We start from the raw sequence: 19,188 nt of genomic DNA on the forward strand, positions 1-19,188 counted from the left end.
ATCATGTCAGCACTCACGCACGACGAAATCACCGCGTTCGCCGAGTCGGTGGAGGGCGAGCTCCGCCGCGCCTGGCCGTCGGCGACCGCCGCGGGAAAGAACGCCGAACGTACGCTCGGCGAGCTGTGGCCGGTGGCCGCGGCCCAGGGCTGGACCGGGCTCGCGGCCGACGGCGCCCTCGACGCCGTGATGGCCGCGACCGGCCGGTTGGGCCGGGTGGCCTGTCCGTTGCCGCTCGTCGATGCCTACGTCGCCCAGGAACTGCTCGCCGCCGACGAGCCGGTGGCAGACCGGATCGCCGCCGGTGAGATCCGGCCGGTGGTGGCGGTGGCCGCCGCGGACCTGCCGAGGGTGCGGTTCGCGGAGGCGGCGTCGGCGGCCACGCACGTCCTGCTGCTCGTCGACGGAACGCGGGCCGTGCTCCGGCCGATCGCGGCGCGGACCCCGACACCGGGTCTCGCGGACCCCGCGTGGTCGGACGTGACGCTCGCCGAGGAGGTCACCGCGGAGACGGTCCCGGGGACCGGCGCGATCGAGCGGGCGAAGGCGACGCTGCGGCTTGGGCTGGTCGCCCGGGCCGTCGGCGCGGCGGAGCGGGCACTGGAACTGAGCATCGCGCACGCGAAGGACCGCGTCGCGTTCGGCAAGCCCATCGGCAGCTTCCAGGCCGTCTCCCACCGGGCGGCCGACGGCGCCACCGACATCACGGCGTCGCAGCGGCTGATCAGCGAGGCGGTGGCGGCCCTGTCGGCCGGTCGCTCCGATGCCGTGCTCGCCGCCGAGCTCGCGGTCGCCTTCGCCGGACCGGCCGCCGTCCGGACCCAGTTCGGCGCCCAGCACACGCTGGCCGCGTCGGGATACTTCGAGGAGCACGAGGCTCCGTGGTTGTTCCGCCGGGTCAACGCCGATGTCAGCCGGGTGGACGCGCTCCCGATGGCCGCCGGGGAGGTGGCCGACCTGCTGATCGAGACCGGTGCCCGGATGCCGGCGCCGGCGCTGGGCGAGGACGCGGAGGCCTTCCGGGCCGAGGTGCGGGAGTTCATCGGCCGATTCGCCGGTGACGTCGCCGTCCGGCACATCGACGAGCGGCCCGACGAGGGCCTGATCGCGGCGGCACGGGAGCGGGGCTACCTGACGATGGCGTGGCCCCGCAGCGCGGGCGGGTCCGACGCGTCGGTGGAGCGGCAGGCGGTCCTGGGGGAGGAGTTCTCCTACGCCCGGCTCCCGTTGCACGGCAAGGCGGCGATCGACATGCTGGGCACGGCGATCCTGCGGCACGGCACCGAGGAGCAGAAGCGGCGCCTGCTGCCGCTCATCGCCGGCGGGACGTTCCCCTTCTACCTGGGCTACTCCGAGCCGGAGGTCGGCTCCGACCTCGCCGCGCTGCGCACCCGCGCGGTGCGCGACGGCGATGAGTGGGTGGTCAACGGGCGCAAGATGTGGGGCACAGGCGCGCACACCGCAGAGTGGGTGTGGCTGGCCACCCGCACCGACCCGGACGCGACCCCGCCGCACGCCGGCATCACCGTCTTCCTCACCCGCGTCGACCGTCCCGGCTTCGAGCTGCAGCGGCATCGGGCGCTTTCGGGTGAGACCTCGTGCTCCACGTTCTTCGACGACTTCCGCGTCCCCGACAGCGACCGGGTGGGGGAGGTCAACGGCGGCTGGAAGGTCATCACCACCGCCCTCGCACAGGAGCGGATCATCATGGCCAACGTCGCGGCCGACATCCTCCGGCTGCTCGACGACATGCTCGCCGAGGTCCGCAAGGACCCGCAGGGAACCGTGGGTGGCCGCGGCTCGGCCAAGCGCGCCCTGATCACGGAGCTGGCCGCCCGGCTGCAGGCCGCGCGGGTGCTGGTCGCCGCCGGCATCCGGGCCACCTCGACCGGCGGCGGCGCGCGACTGGAGGCGCCGATGGCCAAGATCATCGCCAGTCGGCTGCACGAGGACTTCGGCGAGGCCACGCTGCGCGTCTTCGGTCCGGCCGCCGCGCTGGGGGAGACGGTCCCGGACGTCCCCGGGCGCGGGGCGTTCGAGTGGAACCTGCGGTACTCCATCATGCAGGTCGTCGGCGGCGGCACCATCGACATCCAGCGCAACCTCGTCGCCCGGTCCCTGGGGCTGCCTCGGTGAGCACGTGTTGCCCCGGTGACCGCGTGCCGCGTCTGCGAACGAGCCGGTCCCCGGCATCGTGGAGAGGCCGGGGACCGGATCGGAGCGACCCGTGGCAGTCCACGGGATCAGCGCAGGTAGACCTTGGGCTGGGGCGGGGTGGACATGCCGTTGCCGATGAAGAAGCTCGGGTGCGGCGGTTGGTTGTAGGCGGTGTTCTGCCAGGCCAGGGCGACCCGATACTGCGGGTCGTGCAGCAGCGTGTGGATCTTGACGGTGGTGACGTCGGGCGTGGAGTAGATCCGCAGGGCCCGGTTGTCGGTGGTGGGCCAGACGACCTCCTCGCGCCAGTCGCCGAGGATGTCGCCCGACAGCGAGGGGGTGGACTTGGTGCCGTTGTTGGAGTGCACGCCGCTCGCCGTCAGCAGCCTCGTGTCGCCGCTGGTGCCGTACTTGTCGATGTGGGTGCCGTCGAGCAGTTCGCGGACCGGGTCGGCGTCCCACCAGGCGAGGAAGTTCATCGAGCCGGGCTTGCGGCCCAGTGTGGCGCCGCTGGGGCTGCGCAGCGAGCCGTCCCTGGCCGACCAGGACTCGGCGCCGGGGCTGCCGGCCCAGATGTCGGCCGACACGCCGCGGCCGTTGTCGCCGCCGGAGGCGGTGGACCACAGCACCTGGCCGGTGCGGGCGTCGGCGAACCAGGAGCCGGGCTTGCTGCTGTCCTCGTCGACCTTGAACTCCTCCAGGCCGGGCCGGGAGGGGTCGAGGTCGCCGACGTGCATGGCGTCACCGTGACCGTTGCGGGTGTTCCACAGCGGCTGGCCGTTGTCGTTGATCGCCATGGCGCCGAAGACGATCTCGTCCTTGCCGTCCGCGTCGACGTCGGCGATCGACAGGTTGTGGTTGCCCTGACCGGCGTACGCGGTGTTGGAGTTGGAGTCGAACTTCCACCGTTCGACCAGTGAGCCGTTGCGGAAGTCCCAGGCGGCGATGACCGTACGGGTGTAGTAGCCGCGGGACATGATGAGACTGGGTCGCCGGCCGTCGAGGTAGGCGGTGGCGGCGAGGAACCGGTCGACCCGGTTGCCGTAGCTGTCGCCCCAGGAGGAGACCGTCCCGCGCGGCGGGTCGTAGTCGACCGTGGACATGGCCGCGCCGGTCTGGCCGTTGAACATGGTCAGGTATTCGGGGCCGGACAGGATGTAGCCGTCGGAGTTGCGGTAGTCGGCGCTCGCGTTGCCGATGACCCTGCCGGTGCCGTCGACCGTGCCGTCGGCGGTCTTCATGGCCACCTCGGCCTTGCCGTCGCCGTCGTAGTCGTACACCTGGAACTGCGTGTAGTGGGCGCCGGCGCGGATGTTGCGGCCCAGGTTGATCCGCCACAACCGGGTGCCGTCCAGCCGGATGCCGTCGACGTACACCGGGTCGGTGACCCCGGCCTGGGAGTTGTCCTTGGCGTTGGACGGGTCCCACTTGAGCACCAGGTCGAGACGGCCGTCGCCGTCCAGGTCGCCGACGCCGGCGTCGTTGGCGCTGTAGGAGCTGCCCGGCGGGCTGATCGGCACGTCCAGGTAGCCGTTGGCGAAGCGCAGCGAGGTTTCCGAGGCCGCCCCCTCGCTGCCGCCGTCGACCGGGCGCACCGTGTAGGAGGCGTCGGCCGGGGCGCCGGAGTCCAGGTAGTTGGTGGAGTTCGTGACGGTCGCGATGCGGGTGCCGCCCCGGTAGACGTTGAAGGAGGTGTCACGGGACTCGGTGCCCCACAGCCGCCAGGAGACCAGATTGCCGCTGCCGGAGCGCACGCTGATCAGGCCGCGGTCCAGCTTCTCGGCCTGCTTGGCGTCGCCAGGTATGGGGGAGGGGCTGGCGCTCGGGCTCGCCGACGGGCTGGGTGAGGCGCCGCCCGACGGGCTGGGGCTCGCCGACCGGCTCGGGCCGGCGCTGGGCGAGGGTGAGGAATGGGCGGTGCCGTCGCACACCGTGCCGTTGAGGGAGAAGGACGTGGGGATGGGGTTGGAGCCGTTCCAGGAGCCGTTGAACCCGAAGGCGGTGCTGCCTCCGGAGCCGATGGCGGCGTTGTAGCCGGCGTCGGTGACGGTGACGTTCGCGCCGCTCTGGCTGACGGTGCCGCTCCAGAGCTGGGTGATCTGCTGGCCGGCGCCGAAGGCCCAGGTCAGCCGCCAGCCGTTGACGGGGTCACCCAGGTTCTCGATCGTCACGTTGGCGCCGAAGCCGCCCTGCCACTGGTTGGTGATCTCGTAGCTGACGCGGCAGGCCACCGCGGCGGAGGCGGGTGTCTGCGCGGCGCTCGCCCCTGCGATCGCCACACAGAGGGTGCCGGCGGCCGCCGCGAGGCGGACCGACGGCCGGATTAGACGTTTCATGAATCGTCCAATCTGGTGGGGGGTTGCGGTCGGTGGTGAACGTCACGAGACGCTAGGAATGCGGACGTGAAGGCGTCAACCATCCTTTGACGTCACGCCGCAATGACGGTGAAGGGGGACTTGTTTCGTTTCAGGTCAGCCTGGGAAAGGGCCGCGGCGGGGCATGATTCCCCGCCTTGAAACTTTCGGAATCCGAGGGGTCGTCGGCAGGGATTATCGGCAGGGGTTATCGGCAGGGCGCTGCCGTGGAGGCGCGGACGACCAGCCGCGGCCGGTAGACCAGGCTCTGGTGCTGGTGGCCGGGGCGGGACTCGTCCAGCAGCATCGCGGCGGCGGTCCGCCCCAGCTCCCGCTTGGGCTGCCACACGGTGGTGAGCGGCGGAGTGAGTTGCGGGGCGAAGACCACGTCGTCGTAACCGACCACCGACATCTGCTGCGGTACGGCGATCCCCCGGTCCCGCAGGCCGCTGATCACGCCGAGCGCCGCGAGGTCGTTGATGCAGATGATCGCGGTCGGCCGGTCGGGCAGTCGCAGGATGTGCTCCAGTGCGGCCTCGGCGGTCGCGGCCACGTCCGGTGGAGGCACCCGCACCTCCAGCACCGCCCGGTCGGGATCCAGGCCCGCCTCACGGAACGCCTTGCGCACCCCCGCGTGCCGGTCGGTGGTCTGCTGCACCTCCACCGAGCCGGTGAGCATGACGACCCGCCGGTGCCCCAACGAGATCAGGTGGGCGGCGGCCTGCTCACCGCCGGAGACGTTGTCGACGGAGACCGAGCACAACCGTCCGTCGCCCCGGTGATCGAGCAGCACCACCGGGACGCCGCGCCCGGACAGGGCGACCAGCGGCTCGAGGCCGGTCGCGACCGGTGTGATCAGCACGCCGCGCACGCCCTGTTTCTCCAGCTCTCCCAGGTAGTGCTGCTCGCGGCCCGGCTGCACGTCGGTGCTGCAGGTCATCAGCATGCACCCGTCCTGCAGCAGCCGGTCCTCCACTCCCCGGCACACCTCCGTGTAGAACGAGTTGGCCAGGTCGAGCACCACCGCGCCGACCAGCGGGCTCGGCACTCCGCGCAGCCGCCTGGCCACGTTGTTGGGCACGTACCCGACCTGCTCCATCGTCGCCAGGACGCGCCGGCGGGTCTCCTCGGCGACCAGTTCGGGATTGTTCAAGACGTTGCTCACGGTCGACGGCGAGACGCCGGCCATCTCCGCGACATGGCGCATGCCGCGGCGGCGCGGCGCGGAGACCTCCGAGGTTTCCCCATCCACAGCAGCACCATATCCACTCCAGGCAGGTAAAAGATCGCGTTATACGGCCAATTGGACCGATCCGGTCCCGGCCGGTGCCGCCATCCCCGGCGCCTGGCCGGGGATGGGGGCGGTGGTCAGTTCCTCGGCTCGCCGGCGGGTGCGGGGAGCGTGACGCCGACCCTGACGGGGGTGCCGAAGTTGGGAGTGCCGTCAGGGTTCCACGTGAACTTCTGGGCGCGGGTGCTGCGGTTCATGTCGCAGCCTCCGCCGGCGGAGGAGTTGGCGTGGTAGACGATCCAGTCCTCGGTGCCGTCGGGGGAGGTGAAGAAGCCGTTGTGGCCCGGGGCGTACACGCCGTTGGCGTCGTTGCGTTGGAAGACCGGGTTGGGCGACTTGGTCCAGTGGGTGGGGTTGAGCGGGTCGGATCCGGTGAGGGTGAGCATGCCGAGCTTGTAGTCGGGGCCCCAGCAGGCGCTGGCGGAGTAGACGACGAAGGTCTTGCCGTTGTGGTAAAGCGGCTCGGGGCCCTCGGCGACCGGGAAGGTCTGTCTCTCCCAGGCGAGGGTGGGGCCGGTGAGCTTCACCATTGGGCCGCTGGTGGTCCAGGGGTTGCTGAGGGCCTGGATGAACAGGCTCTGGCCGCCGTTCTGGTAGGTGCCCATGAGGTAGAGCCGGCCGCCGTGCTGCAGGATGCTGGCGTCCAGGGCCCAGACATTGCTGAGGTCGGCCTTGAAGTGGTAGGGGCCCATGGGGTCGGTGCCGTCGCTTTCCAGCACGTGCAGGCGCTGGGTGGGGTTGTAGTCGCCGACGTTCTGCCCCGCGACGTAGTACAGGTACCAGCGTCTGCCGTTGGGGCCGTCGAGCAGGTGGAACTCCGGCGCCCACATGTTGCAGCAGCCGTTCGGCAGGCCGGACAGGTTGAACACCGTCGTGTCCGGGGCGTTCGCCAGACCGGCGAGCGTACGGGACCGCCGCATGGTGATCGTGGAGTTCCAGGTGGTGGTCGCCAGGTAGTAGTAGCCGTTGTGGTAGGTCAGCCACGGGTCCGGGCCGTGCTGCTTGACGGGGTTGGTGAAGGAGTTGCGAGGCCCCGAAGACGCCGAGGGGAAGGGCGAAGGAGAGGGAGAGGCCGAAGGAGACGATCCTGGCGTTCCGGTGCAGGGGACGCCGTTCAGTGAGAAGGACGCGGGGTTCGGGTTGGTGCCGTTCCAGGAGCCGTTGAACCCGAAGGATGTGTTTGCGCCGGTGGGGATCTGGGCGTTGTATCCCGCGTCGACGGCGGTGACAGCGCCGCCGGTCTGGGTGACGGTGGCGTTCCACGCCTGGGTCACGGTCTGGCCGGCCCCGAAGGACCAGGTCAGCCGCCAGCCGTTGACCGCGTCGCCGAGGTTGTGGATCGTCACGTTGGCGCCGAAGCCGCCCTGCCACTGGTTGGTGACGGCGTAGTCGACCCGGCAGCCGACGGCCGCCCGCGCCTCGTTGACTCCGACCGGCAGGACGGCGGCCAGGATGGCGGCCAAAGAGGTGGCGAGGCAGGCCCGCGAGGGGGAGATTTTCATGGAGAGTCTCCTGCTGCCTGTCAGTAGACGAACGGCCAGCCGGCCGAGTCGTAGCCGATCTTGTTGATGCCCAGCAGGGCCGCGCCGTTGTCGGCGTAGTAGTGGTAGAAGAGCACGTCACCGTCGCTGTCGTTGATGACCGCCTGGTGACCGGGGCCGTGGATGGCGCCATGACCGGCGAGCACCTGCGTGCCCCCGCCGGACGTCATCGCCACGCCGTTGCGGTCCACGTACGGGCCGGTCACGCTCGTCGAGCGGCCGACCATGATGCGGTAGGTGCTGGAAGCGCCCCGGCAGCACATGTCGAAAGAGACCCACAGGTAGTAGTAGCCGCCGTGCTTGAAGATGAAGGGCGCTTCGATCGCCGTGCTGCCCGGGCGCTGCGCGATGCTCCGGACGGTGGTGTCGATCCGCTTGCCGGTGGCCGGGTCGAGCTGGATGAGCTTGATGCCGCTCCAGAACGAGCCGAAGGTCATCCACCATCTGCCCTGATCGTCGATGACGAGGTTGGGGTCGATCGCGTTGTAGCCGCTGGACGAGTTGGTCGAAATGATCATCCCCTCGTTCGTCCACGAGCCGGAGGCTCCGCTGGTGCTGGTCGCCAGGAAGATCGCGGAGTTGCTCGACCCGAAGGACGAGGCCGAGTAGTACAGGTAGTACCTGCCGTTGTGGTAGGAGATGTCCGGCGCCCACAAGCTCCTGCTGCCACCGGTGTAGGAGGTGGTCCACGGCGCGCCACCGGGGAAGACCGCTCCGGCGTCACGCCAGGCCGTCCGGTCGGGGGACGTCTTGAGGACGATGTTGTCGCCGGTGTGCGCCAGGAGATAGCCGCCGCCGGGCCGCTTCACCACGCTGGGGTCGTGGACCCCGATGTCGCCGGTCACGCGGCCGGGGTTGGGATAGGAGGCCGGAGGGACCGTGGGCCCGCCCGACGGTGCCGAGGGACTTGGCGAGACCGGCGTCGACGGCGGGAGCGAGGGACTGGGACTCGCGCTCGGTGAGCCCGGAGTGCCGGTGCAGGGGACGCCGTTCAGTGAGAAGGACGTGGGGTTCGGGTTGGTGCCGTTCCAGGAGCCGTTGAACCCGAAGGATGTGTTTGCGCCAGTGGGGATCTGGGCGTTGTATCCCGCGTCGACGGCGGTCACGTTGCCGCCGGTCTGGGTCACGGTGGCGTTCCACGCCTGGGTCACGGTCTGGCCGGCCCCGTACGACCAGGTCAGCCGCCAGCCGTTGACCGCGTCGCCGAGGTTGTGGATCGTCACGCTGGCGCCGAAGCCGCCCTGCCACTGGTTGGTGACGGCGTAGTCGACCCGGCAGGAAACCGCGGCCATGGCCGGCGCCGGTGCGGTCATCGCCCCGGCGACCACCGGCAGAAGAACGCCGGTGAGGGCCGCGACGGGTGCCGCCCATCTGGTTGAACGTTGCATTGCCAACCCCATTCGAGTCGGTGCTTGAAGGGGTTCAGACAGTAAGAAGCGGCGACTCGCGTCGTCAACGAAACGGAGACGATGACCGATGTTATAGCTAACATTTTGGTGTGATGTCACAGCTCAAAACGGTGTTGATCTTTATCGAGTCGCAGTGAAAGTTTCAAAGATCCGCACTGTCGGATGGGTCGGCCTAAACTTTTCGAAGCATTATCGAAATTTTCTATATTCTCGGTTGTGTGCCTCGATGAAAAGGAAGGTGCGAACCTGTGAATCCTTGACGCGGCATCCCTGACGGGTCCATAGTGATGGCTGTCGAATCGCTCGAGCGGTAGCGGTATGGCCTGTGGAGGGAGATGAAATCTCCTGGCGCCCGATCTTGTTAGCGTTAACAGCACACGCGAATACTGTCGCTTATCTGCTTTCGCGCCTCGTGTCATCATTAATCAATGCTCGGCATTTTGGGCATTGATCCCGCCATGGGCGCGCGGGATTCACAATCGTGTTCATCCGTGGGGTTATTGAGCACCCCTTGTGTTGCCGCCTGGAGCACGGCGACTTCGCGTGTGGAGGCCGCACGGAGCCGACGCCGGGCGCCGGTGCGGCGGCGATGGCGTAGCGAATCGCCATGCGGCGGCTGCGTCCGTGAGCGTTCCAGGCCTGCGGGTCGGCGCCCTCGCCGAGCCTCCACTCGACAGGGCGTTGACCGGGCCGTACTTCGACCGCGACCCCGTCGGCGGCGACTCGAACGCCTCCACGGGACTTCTCGTGGCCGCCCTTGTAATGAACGAACTAGTGAGTTAACTTCATCGTCACAAGCCGGGCTGGACGGCCACCCCGTACCGGACCAGGGCTTGGCATCCCGTTCATCCCTTGATGGGTAAGTTTGCGCTATGGGTGAGCCCCTGGCTCGACACGGCACCCCCCGTTCTCAGCGGTCACCCCACCCCTTCGCGCGCGACCCAGGTCGCCGCCCGATGTCACAGAGGAGACCCGCCGTGTCGGCTGTTCCCGTGGACCGTCCCCATGCCGCACGGGGCAAGCCCCGTAAGGCCGCGCTCGCCGCGTGGATCGGCAGCGCCCTGGAGTACTACGACTTCTTCATCTACGGCACCGCCGCCGCGCTGGTCTTCAGCAAGATCTTCTTCCCCGAGTCGGCCCCGGCGACTGGAACGCTGCTGGCGCTGGCGACCTTCGGCGTCGGCTATCTGGCCCGCCCCGTGGGCGCCTTCGTGCTCGGGCACATCGGCGACAAGTTCGGCCGCAAGCGGGTGCTGGTCGCCACGCTGGTCCTCATGGGCGTGTCCACCTTCCTGGTCGGCTGCCTGCCGACGTACGCCGACATCGGTGTTCTCGCCCCGGTGCTGCTGGTTGTGCTGCGGCTCCTGCAGGGCTTCTCGGTGGCGGGGGAGCAGGCCGGAGCCAACTCCATGACCCTGGAGCACGCCCCGCCCGGACGCCGCGCCTTCTACACGAGCTTCACGCTCAACGGCACCCAGGCCGGGCAGATCCTGGCCACAGCCGTCTTCCTTCCGATCGCCGCGCTCCCCGAGGACCAGCTTCTCGCCTGGGGCTGGCGGGTGCCGTTCTGGCTCAGCATCGTGGTCGCCGCGGTCGGTCTGCTGATCCGCCGGACCCTTGAGGAGACTCCCGCCTTCGAGCAGGAGGTGGCCGAGGGCGCCGTCGCCAAGATGCCGCTGGCCGTATTGTTCCGCGACCACTGGAAGGATGTGCTGCGGGTGGTGGTGGCAGCCGTCATCGCGTCCGTCAGCACGATCTTCACGGTGCACGCGCTGTCCTACGCGGTGAACACGATGAAGCTCGACCGCACACCCATGCTCTGGGTCGGGGTCCTGGCCAACGTCGCCGCCCTGATCGCCATCCCGCTGTGGGGAAGGCTCTCCGACCGGGTGGGCCGCAAGCCCGTGTTCGCCGGCGGCTCGCTGGGATGCGCCGTGCTGATGTTCGGCTACCTGTGGTCGATCTCGGCGGGGGATTACCTGCTGATCTTCGTGATCGGCATCCTCATGTTCGGCGTCGTGCACAGCGCGACCAGCGGCGTGTGGCCGGCGTTCTACGGCGAGATGTTCAGCACCCGCGTGCGGTTGTCCGGGATGGCCGTCGGCACGCAGATCGGCTTCGCGATCGCCGGGTTCGCGCCCACGATCGCCACCGCCGTGGCAGGCACCGGCCCCGGCAGCTGGTTCGGGGTCGCGGCCTTCACCGCACTGCTGTGCCTGGTCAACGTGGCGGCGGTCGCGACGGCGCGCGAGACCTATCGGGTGCCCACCGACCAGCTCGGCCTCGTGGGCAGGACGCGGCTCAAGGTGCCGGCATGAGCGTTTTCCGCGTCTACGCCATCCGGTACGCCGAGCGTGAGGGCCGTCGCGGCCAGCACTTCCACGGGTACGACGACCGCTGGGACGAGCCGCATCCCACGGCCTACTTCGTATGGCTCGCGGTCTCCGAGAGTCACACCGTGCTGATCGACAGCGGTATCCGTCCCGAACGCGCCGCCGGGATCGCGGGGATGACCTATCTGGGCTCGCCCGCGCAGACGCTGGCCGAGATGGGCGTCGGCCCGGCGTCGGTGGATCACGTGATCCTCACGCACCTGCACTACGACCACACCGGGACCGCCCACGACTTCGACGGTGCTCGATACGTTCTGCAGCGGTCGGAACTCGACTACTGGACGGGGCCGTGGGCCGAGCGCATCACCCGCGAGCAGTGGCTGCTCGACCGGGACGACGTCGACCACCTGCTGAAGGCGGGCGAGGACGGCCGGCTGCTCCTTGTCGACGGCGACCTGGAGCTTCTTCCGGGGTTGAGCGTCCACCTGGTGGGCGGGCACACCGCCGGCATGCAGGTGGTCCGGATCGCCAGCGCGCGCGGCGACGTGGTCGTGGCCTCCGACGCGAGCCACTACTACGAGAACATCCGCGAGGACCGGCCCTTCGCGATCCTGCACAGCATGACCGGCATGTACGCGGCCTTCGACCGCATCAACGAGCTGGCCGGGGGGCCGGAGCTCATCCTCCCCGGGCATGATCCCGAGGTGCTGGCCGTACACCCGTCCTTCTCGGAGGCCCTGACGGGACGGGTCGCGGTCATCGCCTGACCTTTCCGCCGGCAGCCGCCCGCGGCTTCCACCGCCGGCCCAGCTGGTCTATAAAAGTAACGTACTAGTTCGTACATAATGGAGCGCCGATGCCGCCCGACCCCCGCGTACTCGTCCTCAACGGGCCCAACCTCAATCTGCTCGGCCGTCGCGAGCCTGCCGTATACGGGACCACGACTCTGGCGGACGTCGAGGCACTGTCGCTCGCCGCCGCCCGCGAGCACGGCCTGACCCTCGACTTCCGGCAGAGCAACCATGAGGGGGTGCTCATCGACGCCGTTCAGGAGGCCGGGCGCGAGATGGACGCGATCGTGATCAACGCCGGGGGCTACACGCACACGTCCGTCGCGCTGCGGGACGCGCTGGCCGCCGCCGGACTGCCCGTGGTCGAGGTCCACCTGACCAACATCCACCGGCGGGAGCCGTACCGCCGTCACTCGTACGTGTCGGAGGTCGCCGACGCGCTGATCTGCGGGGCGGGGCCGAACGGCTACGCACTCGCCCTCGCCCACGCGGCCGTGCTCCTGAAAAAGGAAGGACGATGACGTCATATCTGGTGGGGCTCATCGGGGCGGGGATCGGACCCTCGCTCAGCCCTCCTCTGCACGAGCGCGAGGCCGGCTTCCACGGCCTGCGCTACATCTACCGGCTGATCGACATCGCCGAACTCGGGCTGCCCGCGGAGGCGGCCGGCGATCTGGTGGCGACGGCGCGCCGATTCGGCTTCACCGGGCTCAACATCACCCATCCCTGCAAGCAGACGGTCATCGAGCATCTGGACGAGCTGTCGCCCGACGCCGAGAAGCTGGGGGCGGTGAACACCGTGGTGTTCGACGGCGAACGCGCCATCGGGCACAACACCGACTGGACCGGGTTCGCCGAGTCCTTCGCCCGCGGCCTGCCCGACGCGGCGACCCGCCGGGTCGTCCAGCTCGGGGCGGGCGGGGCGGGCTCGGCGGTGGCGCACGCGCTGCTGACCCTGGGAGCCGACAGGGTGACGCTGGTGGACGTCCAGCAGGACCGTGCCGTCGAACTGGCGGTCAAGCTGGCCCGGCGCTTCGGGACGGGCCGCGCCGTCGCGGCCACGGCCGACCGGCTGCCCGCGCTGCTCGCAAACGCTGACGGGCTGGTCAACGTCACTCCCACCGGGATGGCCGCGAATCCGGGCCTGCCGCTGCCCGCCGAACTGCTCACGCCGGACCTGTGGGTGGCCGACGTGGTGTACCGGCCGCTGGAGACCGCGCTGCTGCGGCAGGCCCGCGCCATCGGCTGCCGCACGCTCCACGGCGGCGGCATGGTCGTCTTCCAGGCCGCCCATGCGTTCCGTCTGTTCACCGGCCGAGAGCCGGACGCGGAACGGATGCTCGCCCACATGACCGACCTCGTCGCCGCGTGAGGAGCCGCCGATGCGCAAGGCCATCGCCACGGTGTCGCTGAGCGGCACCCTGGCCGAGAAACTCGACGCCGTCGCGGCGGCCGGCTTCGACGGCGTGGAGATCTTCGACAACGACCTGGTCGCCAGCGCCATGTTGCCGGAGGAGGTGCGCGCGCGGGCCGCCGACCTCGGCCTGAGTATCGACCTCTACCAGCCGTTCCGCGACTTTGAAGCCGTTCCCGCCGACCTGCTCGAACGCAACCTGCGCCGTGCGCGGCACAAGTTCGCGGTCATGGAACGACTCGGTGTCACCCGGCTGCTGGTGTGCTCCAATGTCAGCGCCACCGCCGTGGACGACGACGCGCTGGCGGCCGGGCAACTGCGGCTGCTCGCCGAGGCGGCGGCCGAACACGGCATCACGATCGCCTACGAGGCCCTGGCCTGGGGGCGGCACGTCAACGAGTACCTGCACGCGTGGCGGATCGTCCGGATGGCCGACCACGACAATCTGGGCACCTGCCTGGACAGCTTCCACATCCTGTCCCGCGGCTCCGATCCCGGCGGCATCGAGGCCATCCCCGGCGACAAGATCTTCTTCCTGCAACTGGCCGACGCGCCTCTGATGGCGATGGACGTCCTCCAGTGGAGCAGGCACCACCGCTGCTTTCCGGGTCAGGGTGGCTTCGATCTGGCCGGGCTGCTGGCACACGTGCTCCGCACCGGCTACAGCGGTCCACTGTCGCTGGAGGTGTTCAACGACGTGTTCCGGCAGGCGGACACCGCACGCACCGCCGTGGACGCGATGCGCTCGCTGATCGCCCTGGAGGAGGAGACCGGCGCGCGACTGCCGGGTGCCGCCGCGCTCGCCGTTCCGCCGCCGCCCGTGCAGCCCACCGGGTTCGCCTTCGCCGAACTGGCCATGCCCGTGTCCGCCGCGCCACCGCCGGCGGGGGCCGTACCCGGGCGGAACGCACTGGAGCCGCTACTCGTGGCGCTCGGGTTCGCTCATACCGGTACGCACACGGGTAAGCCGGTCCAGTTGTGGGAGCAGGGCGAGGCCCGGATCCTGCTCAACACCGGCGAGTCCGCCGACGTGCCGGCGGTGGCGGCGATCGGGCTGGAGTCACCCGATCCGGCCGGATCGGTCAAACGCGCTCAGTCGCTGCTGTCGCCGGTGCTGCCGCGACGCCGAGCCCCGGGCGAGGCGCCGCTCGACGCGGTCGCGGCGCCGGACGGCACCGCGTTGTTCTTCTGCCGTACGGCACAGCTCGACCACCCGAGCTGGACCGGCGACTTCGCCCCTGTCCGGGCGGGGCGCCCCGGCGACGAGATCACTCACATCGACCATGTGGCGCTGACCCAGCCCTGGCACCACTTCGACGAGGCCGCCCTGTTCTACCGCGGCGTGCTCGGACTGACTCCACAGGAGAGCCTCGAACTGCCCGATCCGTACGGACTGCTGCGCAGCCGGGCGATGACCAACGCCGGCGGCACGGTCAGGATCGCGATCAACGTCGGCTACGTGGGGGGCCACCCCTCGGCGCCGGACGCTCCCTGGCAGCACGTCGCGCTGGCGAGCCGGGACATCCTCGCCACCGCACGGCGACTGCGTGAGATCGGCGGGCTGGTGCTGCCCGTCCCCGCGAACTATTACGACGACCTGCAGGCCCGGCACGACCTCGCTTCGGAGCGGCTGCATACCTTGCGGGAGCTCAACCTGCTGTACGACCGCGACGCTGCCGGGGAGTTCCTCCACCTGTACACGGTCACCGCCGGCCGGATGTTCTTCGAGGTCGTCCAGAGATTCGGCGGATACCAGGGGTACGGCGCGCAGAACGCGCCGATCCGGCTCGCCGTCCAGCACGGCCCCGTACCGTCGGCGGGACGGCAATAGGATGAGGCCGACCCTGACTCATCGGCCTCAGTGGAGCGTCATGTCCTCCCAGCCCGCCACCCGTCCCGCCGGGGATCGCTTACGTGACGCCGAGCGGACCAGGGCGGAGATCCTTGAGGTCGCGCAGCGGGAGTTCGCCAGGAACGGGTACGCCGGGGCGCGGGTGGACGAGATCGCCGCGCTCACGCGCACCACGAAGCGGATGATCTATTACTACTTCGGCGGCAAGGAGCAGTTGTACGTCGCGGTGCTGGAGAAGGCGTACGCCGATATCCGGGCGGTCGAGCGGACCGTCGACGTGGAGCATCTGGCGCCCGTGGAGGCCATCCGCACGCTCGCGGAGCTGACCTTCGACCACCACGACGCCCACCGGGACTTCATCAAACTGGTGAGCATCGAGAACATCCACCACGGCGAGCACATCCGTAAATCCGAGGCGCTGGCCAACCTGGGCACTCCGGTGCTGGACCTGATCTCCCGGATCCTGGACGCCGGGCAGGCCCAGGGCGTCTTCGTCACCGACGCCGACGCCATCGACGTGCACATGATGATCAGCGCCTTCTGCTGCTTCCGTATCGCCAACCAGCACACCTTCGGCGCACTGTTCGGCCGCGACATGACCGCGCCGCAGCACCGTGAGCGGCAGCGGACCATGATCGGAGAGATGGTCGTCGCCTACCTGACCGGAGCCGGCAGGCGCGCCGCGCCGTGACCGCGGCGCGCCCCCGGCGTGCCTTCTACCTGCAGAAGGGCGCCATGCCGATCACGGACTTGATCCCGCCCAGAAGGTGCTGCAGGAAGTACTGGTCGCCTTCCATCGGCTCGTCGGTCCATGCCTTGACGTCGTGCCCCAGCGTCGTGACCCAGGAGCGGCCGCCGTCGTAGTACTGACACCAGGAGACGGGGTGGTCGCCGCCGTGCCCGGGGTGGCCGAGGTTCCCGCGTGCGCCCCGCGGCATGGTGGTCTCGTCCACCCGTGCGAGGAACCGCACCTTGGTGGGGAAGGGCACCAGGTTGTACCACTCGTCGGTGAAGTTCCAGCGCTTCGGCAAGCCCTCGGTCGAGGCGTCGTGCTTGTCGACCACTTCGACCGTGCCCGGCTGGTTCGCGCCGTGGTCGTAGAAATTGGCGTTGCCGAGCAGGCCCTCATACCAGGGCCAGTTGTACTCGGTGCCGAACGCGTTGTGGACGCCGATGAAGCCGCCGCCCGCGCGGATGTACTGCCGCAGCGCGGTCTGCGCGCCGTCGTCAAGGGCGTCGCGCGTCGTGCTGAGGAACATGACGGCGTTGTACTTGAGCAGCGTCTGGGCGCTGGCGAGCTGGGCGACGTCCTCGGTGTAGTCCACGGCGAAGCCGTTCTCCTGGCCGAGCTTGATAACCGCCTTGACGGCGACGTTGTTGTCGTTGAGCGGCGGGTTGAGGCCGGGGCCGAGCGTGGTGCCCAGGTGCGCGTGCCGAGGGCCGGCCGTGCGGGTGTAGACGAGGACGCGGTAGCCCTTGGCCGGGTCGAAGTTGCCCCAGTCGTGGTAGCAGCGCGGGTCCACGCCGCGGCAGACGCCGTAGTCCGGGTCGCCGAGCTCGGTCGCCCCCCGGGGGTTGCCGGGGGTGACGCCGGCCGAGGTGGGAGCCGCCAGCGTGACGACGGTCGCCGCGGCCGCGGCGGAGAGCGCGGCGGTGAACAGGGTGGAGCGTCTGATCCTCATGGGGGGCCTTTCTCGATCCGCTAGATGGACCATCAGAACCATCTAGAGGTCGAAGGTAACCATCTCTCCATAGTCACCACAACCCCTCGTGATGCTTATGAAACCTCTTGTTTCCAGGTCTGAACCGGCCTATTGTGCGTCCATCAAACGGATCTATAGGTCCATTGTGTGGACCATAGGAGAGCTACCGTGGACAGACGACGATTCCTGGCCGGCGCCGCCGGCGTCACGGCGGGCGCCGCCGCGCTGAGCATCCCCACCGCTGCCCGCGCCGACGTGAAGGACGGCCTCGCCCTACCGGTGCCTCGCCAGCCCGACGCGTTCGGCGAAGCGGGCCGCGACTACCCCAAGGTCTGCGGCAACCTCGCCAACACCAACCACTCGACCCTGAAGCGGATCACCCCCCGCAACGTGAAGCAGCTCGGCGGGGCCTGGCACGTCAACCTGGAGGGCGGCAGCACCGCCAGCCCTCAGCAGAGCACCTGCGTCGTCCAGGACGGCGTCATCTACGTCCAGACGACCCAGCAGAACGTGTTCGCCGTGGACGGCCGCACCGGACGGATCAAGTGGAAGACCAACCTTGGGACGAAGACCACCAACATGCGCGGCGTCGCGGTCGCCCGGGGACTGGTGTTCTCGACGTCGGGTGCCAACATCGTCTACGCCCTGAACAAGGACACCGGCGCGATCGTCTGGCAGAAGCAACTGATGACCGAGGGCGAGACAGGCGGCAGCGACAGCGGATGCGACCCGTCCAACGGTCAGTGCGGGGGGCTCACCGGCACCCTCGCCGGAGCGATCGTCTATTGGGACGGCCTGATCTACGTCGGCATGCAGGGCAGCACGGGCGGCGCCCGCGGCCGGGCGTACGCGCTGGACGCCGCCACCGGTGAGATCGCCTGGATCTTCTGGAGCGCGCCCGGCGAGGGCCAGTTCGGCAACGACACCTGGGAGGGCGACTCCTGGAAGACCGGGGGAGCGGTGCCCTGGATCCACCCGGCGATCGATCCCGAACTCGGATTGGTCTACTGGACCTTCGGCGGTTCCTATCCCCGCCTCGACGGGTCGAGCCGCGGTGGCGACAACCTGTTCGCCAACTCGATCGTGGCCCTGGACGCCAAGACGGGCAAGCGCAAGTGGCACTTCCAGTCCGTGCACCACGACATCTGGGACCTGGACAACGTCATGGCGCCGGTCCTGATCGACATCAAGATCGACAAGCGGGTGCGCAAGGCCGTGGTCTACGGCAGCAAGGTCGGCATGTTCTACATCCTCGACCGGACGAGCGGCGAGCCACTCCACGGCATGGAAGAGCGGCCGGTGCCGCAGGACGAGCGGCAGAAGACTTCCAGGACCCAGCCGTTCCCGGGCGGCGAGCCGTTCATCCCCCAGGCGCCCCGCTTCGACAACGCCACCCGCCCGGTGCCCTTCTATGCCTGGGGCGGCCTCTACACGCCGCACTGGGACCGGGCCACGATCATCTTCCCCGGCGCGGGAGGCGGTGGTGACTGGACGCACCTGTCGTTCAATCCCGAGACCGGCTGGATCTACGTCGGGTACGGCCTGATCAACTCGGGCTTCTCCAATTCGAGGGACGGACGGGTCAACACCTCCCGGCCGCTGGGGGAGTACTTCGCCGGCGGGATCGCGGCCGTGGATCCCCGTACGAACAAGCCGGTCTGGACGCTGGACCGGGAGTGGTCCCTGGCCCACGGCAACGGCATCCTGACCACGGCGGGCCGTGTCATGTTCCAGGGCGGCCCCGACGGCGTCCTGCACGCGATGGACGACACCAACGGCGACATCCTGTGGAGCTTCCAGTGCGGCGCGGGCGTGCACACCAGCCCGGTCAGCTACGAGATCGACGGCGAGCAGTACATCGCGGTGTTCGCCGGCGGCAACGGGTTGCCCTATCCCGACATCCCCCGCGGCGACCACCTGTGGGCGTTCAAGCTCGGCGGGACCGTGCCGCCCGCACCGGCGCCCGTGCCGCCGAAGAAGCGCAACGACATCCGCGTCGCGGCCGTGAACGGCACGACCGTCACCCTGGGCCGCGTCTGGGACAACGCCGCCCAGCGTCCCGGCGCCAAGGAGAACACGGTCGCGCAGAACGCGATGTCCCCGCAGCATCTGCGCGTTCCCGTCGGCACGACCGTCACCTTCGTCAATCCCGCCGACAACGCGTACGCGCACGCGGCCGTCTCGTTCTTCGAGTACGAGTTCGACAGCGGGGTGCTGATGCCCGGGCAGTCGTTCACCCACACCTTCGACACCCCGGGTGAGTTCTTCTACAACGACGCGATCTTCCCGCAGAACACCGGCAAGATCGTCGTCTACTGAACTCCGGACATCTGCTGACCCCGG

At 69.4% G+C, this 19,188-nt stretch carries 14 protein-coding genes; 9 read left to right on the top strand and 5 right to left on the bottom strand.

Annotated elements, in window-relative coordinates:
- Positions 1 to 3 precede the first annotated feature (3 nt).
- A complete protein-coding gene (locus tag IL992_RS38540; RefSeq protein ID WP_193208242.1) occupies positions 4 to 2,136 on the top strand; it encodes an acyl-CoA dehydrogenase family protein in 2,133 nt (710 codons plus the stop codon).
- Between the two features lie 107 nt (positions 2,137 to 2,243).
- Here IL992_RS38540 and IL992_RS38545 read toward each other — a convergent pair whose 3' ends face one another.
- From IL992_RS38545 to IL992_RS38560, 4 genes are all read right to left on the bottom strand, one after another.
- Positions 2,244 to 4,493 carry a rhamnogalacturonan lyase family protein gene (locus IL992_RS38545; protein WP_193208243.1) on the bottom strand — a complete coding sequence of 750 codons (2,250 nt, stop codon included), beginning with the start codon at positions 4,491 to 4,493 and terminating at the stop codon, positions 2,244 to 2,246.
- A 226-nt stretch (positions 4,494 to 4,719) separates the two neighbouring features.
- Positions 4,720 to 5,763, bottom strand: coding sequence for a LacI family DNA-binding transcriptional regulator (locus tag IL992_RS38550; protein ID WP_319019095.1), 1,044 nt, complete (start codon positions 5,761 to 5,763; stop codon positions 4,720 to 4,722).
- 116 nt (positions 5,764 to 5,879) lie between these two features.
- Positions 5,880 to 7,304: a family 43 glycosylhydrolase gene (locus tag IL992_RS38555; RefSeq protein WP_193208244.1), complete on the bottom strand. Its 1,425-nt coding sequence runs from the start codon at positions 7,302 to 7,304 to the stop codon at positions 5,880 to 5,882.
- Between the two features lie 20 nt (positions 7,305 to 7,324).
- Positions 7,325 to 8,731 carry a family 43 glycosylhydrolase gene (locus IL992_RS38560; protein WP_193208245.1) on the bottom strand — a complete coding sequence of 469 codons (1,407 nt, stop codon included), beginning with the start codon at positions 8,729 to 8,731 and terminating at the stop codon, positions 7,325 to 7,327.
- 645 nt (positions 8,732 to 9,376) lie between these two features.
- On the opposite strand from IL992_RS38560, the gene IL992_RS38565 reads away from it, so the two are divergent.
- The 7 genes from IL992_RS38565 (at position 9,377) to IL992_RS38595 (ending at position 15,833) form a co-directional block, all read left to right on the top strand.
- The gene (locus IL992_RS38565; protein ID WP_193208246.1) at positions 9,377 to 9,535 is read left to right on the top strand and encodes a hypothetical protein; all 159 of its coding nucleotides are present in this window, start codon (positions 9,377 to 9,379) and stop codon (positions 9,533 to 9,535) included.
- A 194-nt stretch (positions 9,536 to 9,729) separates the two neighbouring features.
- The gene (locus IL992_RS38570) at positions 9,730 to 11,070 is read left to right on the top strand and encodes an MFS transporter (RefSeq protein WP_319019096.1); all 1,341 of its coding nucleotides are present in this window, start codon (positions 9,730 to 9,732) and stop codon (positions 11,068 to 11,070) included.
- The gene (locus IL992_RS38575) at positions 11,067 to 11,852 is read left to right on the top strand and encodes an N-acyl homoserine lactonase family protein (protein WP_193208248.1); all 786 of its coding nucleotides are present in this window, start codon (positions 11,067 to 11,069) and stop codon (positions 11,850 to 11,852) included. Before IL992_RS38570 ends, IL992_RS38575 begins: the two co-directional genes overlap by 4 nt.
- Positions 11,853 to 11,941: 89 nt before the next feature.
- Positions 11,942 to 12,397 carry a type II 3-dehydroquinate dehydratase gene (gene aroQ / locus IL992_RS38580; RefSeq protein WP_193208249.1) on the top strand — a complete coding sequence of 152 codons (456 nt, stop codon included), beginning with the start codon at positions 11,942 to 11,944 and terminating at the stop codon, positions 12,395 to 12,397.
- Positions 12,394 to 13,248, top strand: a complete 855-nt coding sequence (locus IL992_RS38585; RefSeq protein ID WP_193208250.1) for a shikimate dehydrogenase — start codon at positions 12,394 to 12,396, stop codon at positions 13,246 to 13,248. The genes aroQ and IL992_RS38585 overlap by 4 nt, the downstream gene beginning before the upstream one ends.
- A gap of 10 nt (positions 13,249 to 13,258) precedes the next feature.
- On the top strand, positions 13,259 to 15,121 hold the full coding sequence (locus tag IL992_RS38590) for a bifunctional sugar phosphate isomerase/epimerase/4-hydroxyphenylpyruvate dioxygenase family protein (protein ID WP_193208251.1): 1,863 nt from the start codon (positions 13,259 to 13,261) through the stop codon (positions 15,119 to 15,121).
- Between the two features lie 40 nt (positions 15,122 to 15,161).
- Positions 15,162 to 15,833, top strand: a complete 672-nt coding sequence (locus IL992_RS38595; protein WP_193208252.1) for a TetR family transcriptional regulator — start codon at positions 15,162 to 15,164, stop codon at positions 15,831 to 15,833.
- 25 nt (positions 15,834 to 15,858) lie between these two features.
- Here the strand turns inward: IL992_RS38595 and IL992_RS38600 are convergent, their stop codons facing one another.
- Positions 15,859 to 16,824, bottom strand: a complete 966-nt coding sequence (locus tag IL992_RS38600; RefSeq protein WP_193208253.1) for a ThuA domain-containing protein — start codon at positions 16,822 to 16,824, stop codon at positions 15,859 to 15,861.
- A gap of 189 nt (positions 16,825 to 17,013) precedes the next feature.
- Here IL992_RS38600 and IL992_RS38605 point away from each other — a divergent pair, with 189 nt between their 5' ends.
- Positions 17,014 to 19,164 carry an outer membrane protein assembly factor BamB family protein gene (locus IL992_RS38605; protein WP_193208254.1) on the top strand — a complete coding sequence of 717 codons (2,151 nt, stop codon included), beginning with the start codon at positions 17,014 to 17,016 and terminating at the stop codon, positions 19,162 to 19,164.
- Positions 19,165 to 19,188 lie beyond the last annotated feature (24 nt).

The sequence above is a fragment of the Microbispora sitophila genome (assembly GCF_014892245.1).
GTDB lineage: Bacteria > Actinomycetota > Actinomycetes > Streptosporangiales > Streptosporangiaceae > Microbispora > Microbispora siamensis.

What these genes read in the sequence shown, in the direction of transcription:
- IL992_RS38540 (WP_193208242.1), top strand. Translation starts at nt 4, where the DNA reads ATGTCAGCACTCACGCACGACGAAATCACCGCGTTCGCCGAGTCGGTG.
- IL992_RS38545 (WP_193208243.1), bottom strand. Translation starts at nt 4,493, where the DNA reads ATGAAACGTCTAATCCGGCCGTCGGTCCGCCTCGCGGCGGCCGCCGGC.
- IL992_RS38555 (WP_193208244.1), bottom strand. Translation starts at nt 7,304, where the DNA reads ATGAAAATCTCCCCCTCGCGGGCCTGCCTCGCCACCTCTTTGGCCGCC.
- IL992_RS38560 (WP_193208245.1), bottom strand. Translation starts at nt 8,731, where the DNA reads ATGCAACGTTCAACCAGATGGGCGGCACCCGTCGCGGCCCTCACCGGC.
- IL992_RS38575 (WP_193208248.1), top strand. Translation starts at nt 11,067, where the DNA reads ATGAGCGTTTTCCGCGTCTACGCCATCCGGTACGCCGAGCGTGAGGGC.
- aroQ (WP_193208249.1), top strand. Translation starts at nt 11,942, where the DNA reads ATGCCGCCCGACCCCCGCGTACTCGTCCTCAACGGGCCCAACCTCAAT.
- IL992_RS38585 (WP_193208250.1), top strand. Translation starts at nt 12,394, where the DNA reads ATGACGTCATATCTGGTGGGGCTCATCGGGGCGGGGATCGGACCCTCG.
- IL992_RS38590 (WP_193208251.1), top strand. Translation starts at nt 13,259, where the DNA reads ATGCGCAAGGCCATCGCCACGGTGTCGCTGAGCGGCACCCTGGCCGAG.
- IL992_RS38595 (WP_193208252.1), top strand. Translation starts at nt 15,162, where the DNA reads ATGTCCTCCCAGCCCGCCACCCGTCCCGCCGGGGATCGCTTACGTGAC.
- IL992_RS38600 (WP_193208253.1), bottom strand. Translation starts at nt 16,824, where the DNA reads ATGAGGATCAGACGCTCCACCCTGTTCACCGCCGCGCTCTCCGCCGCG.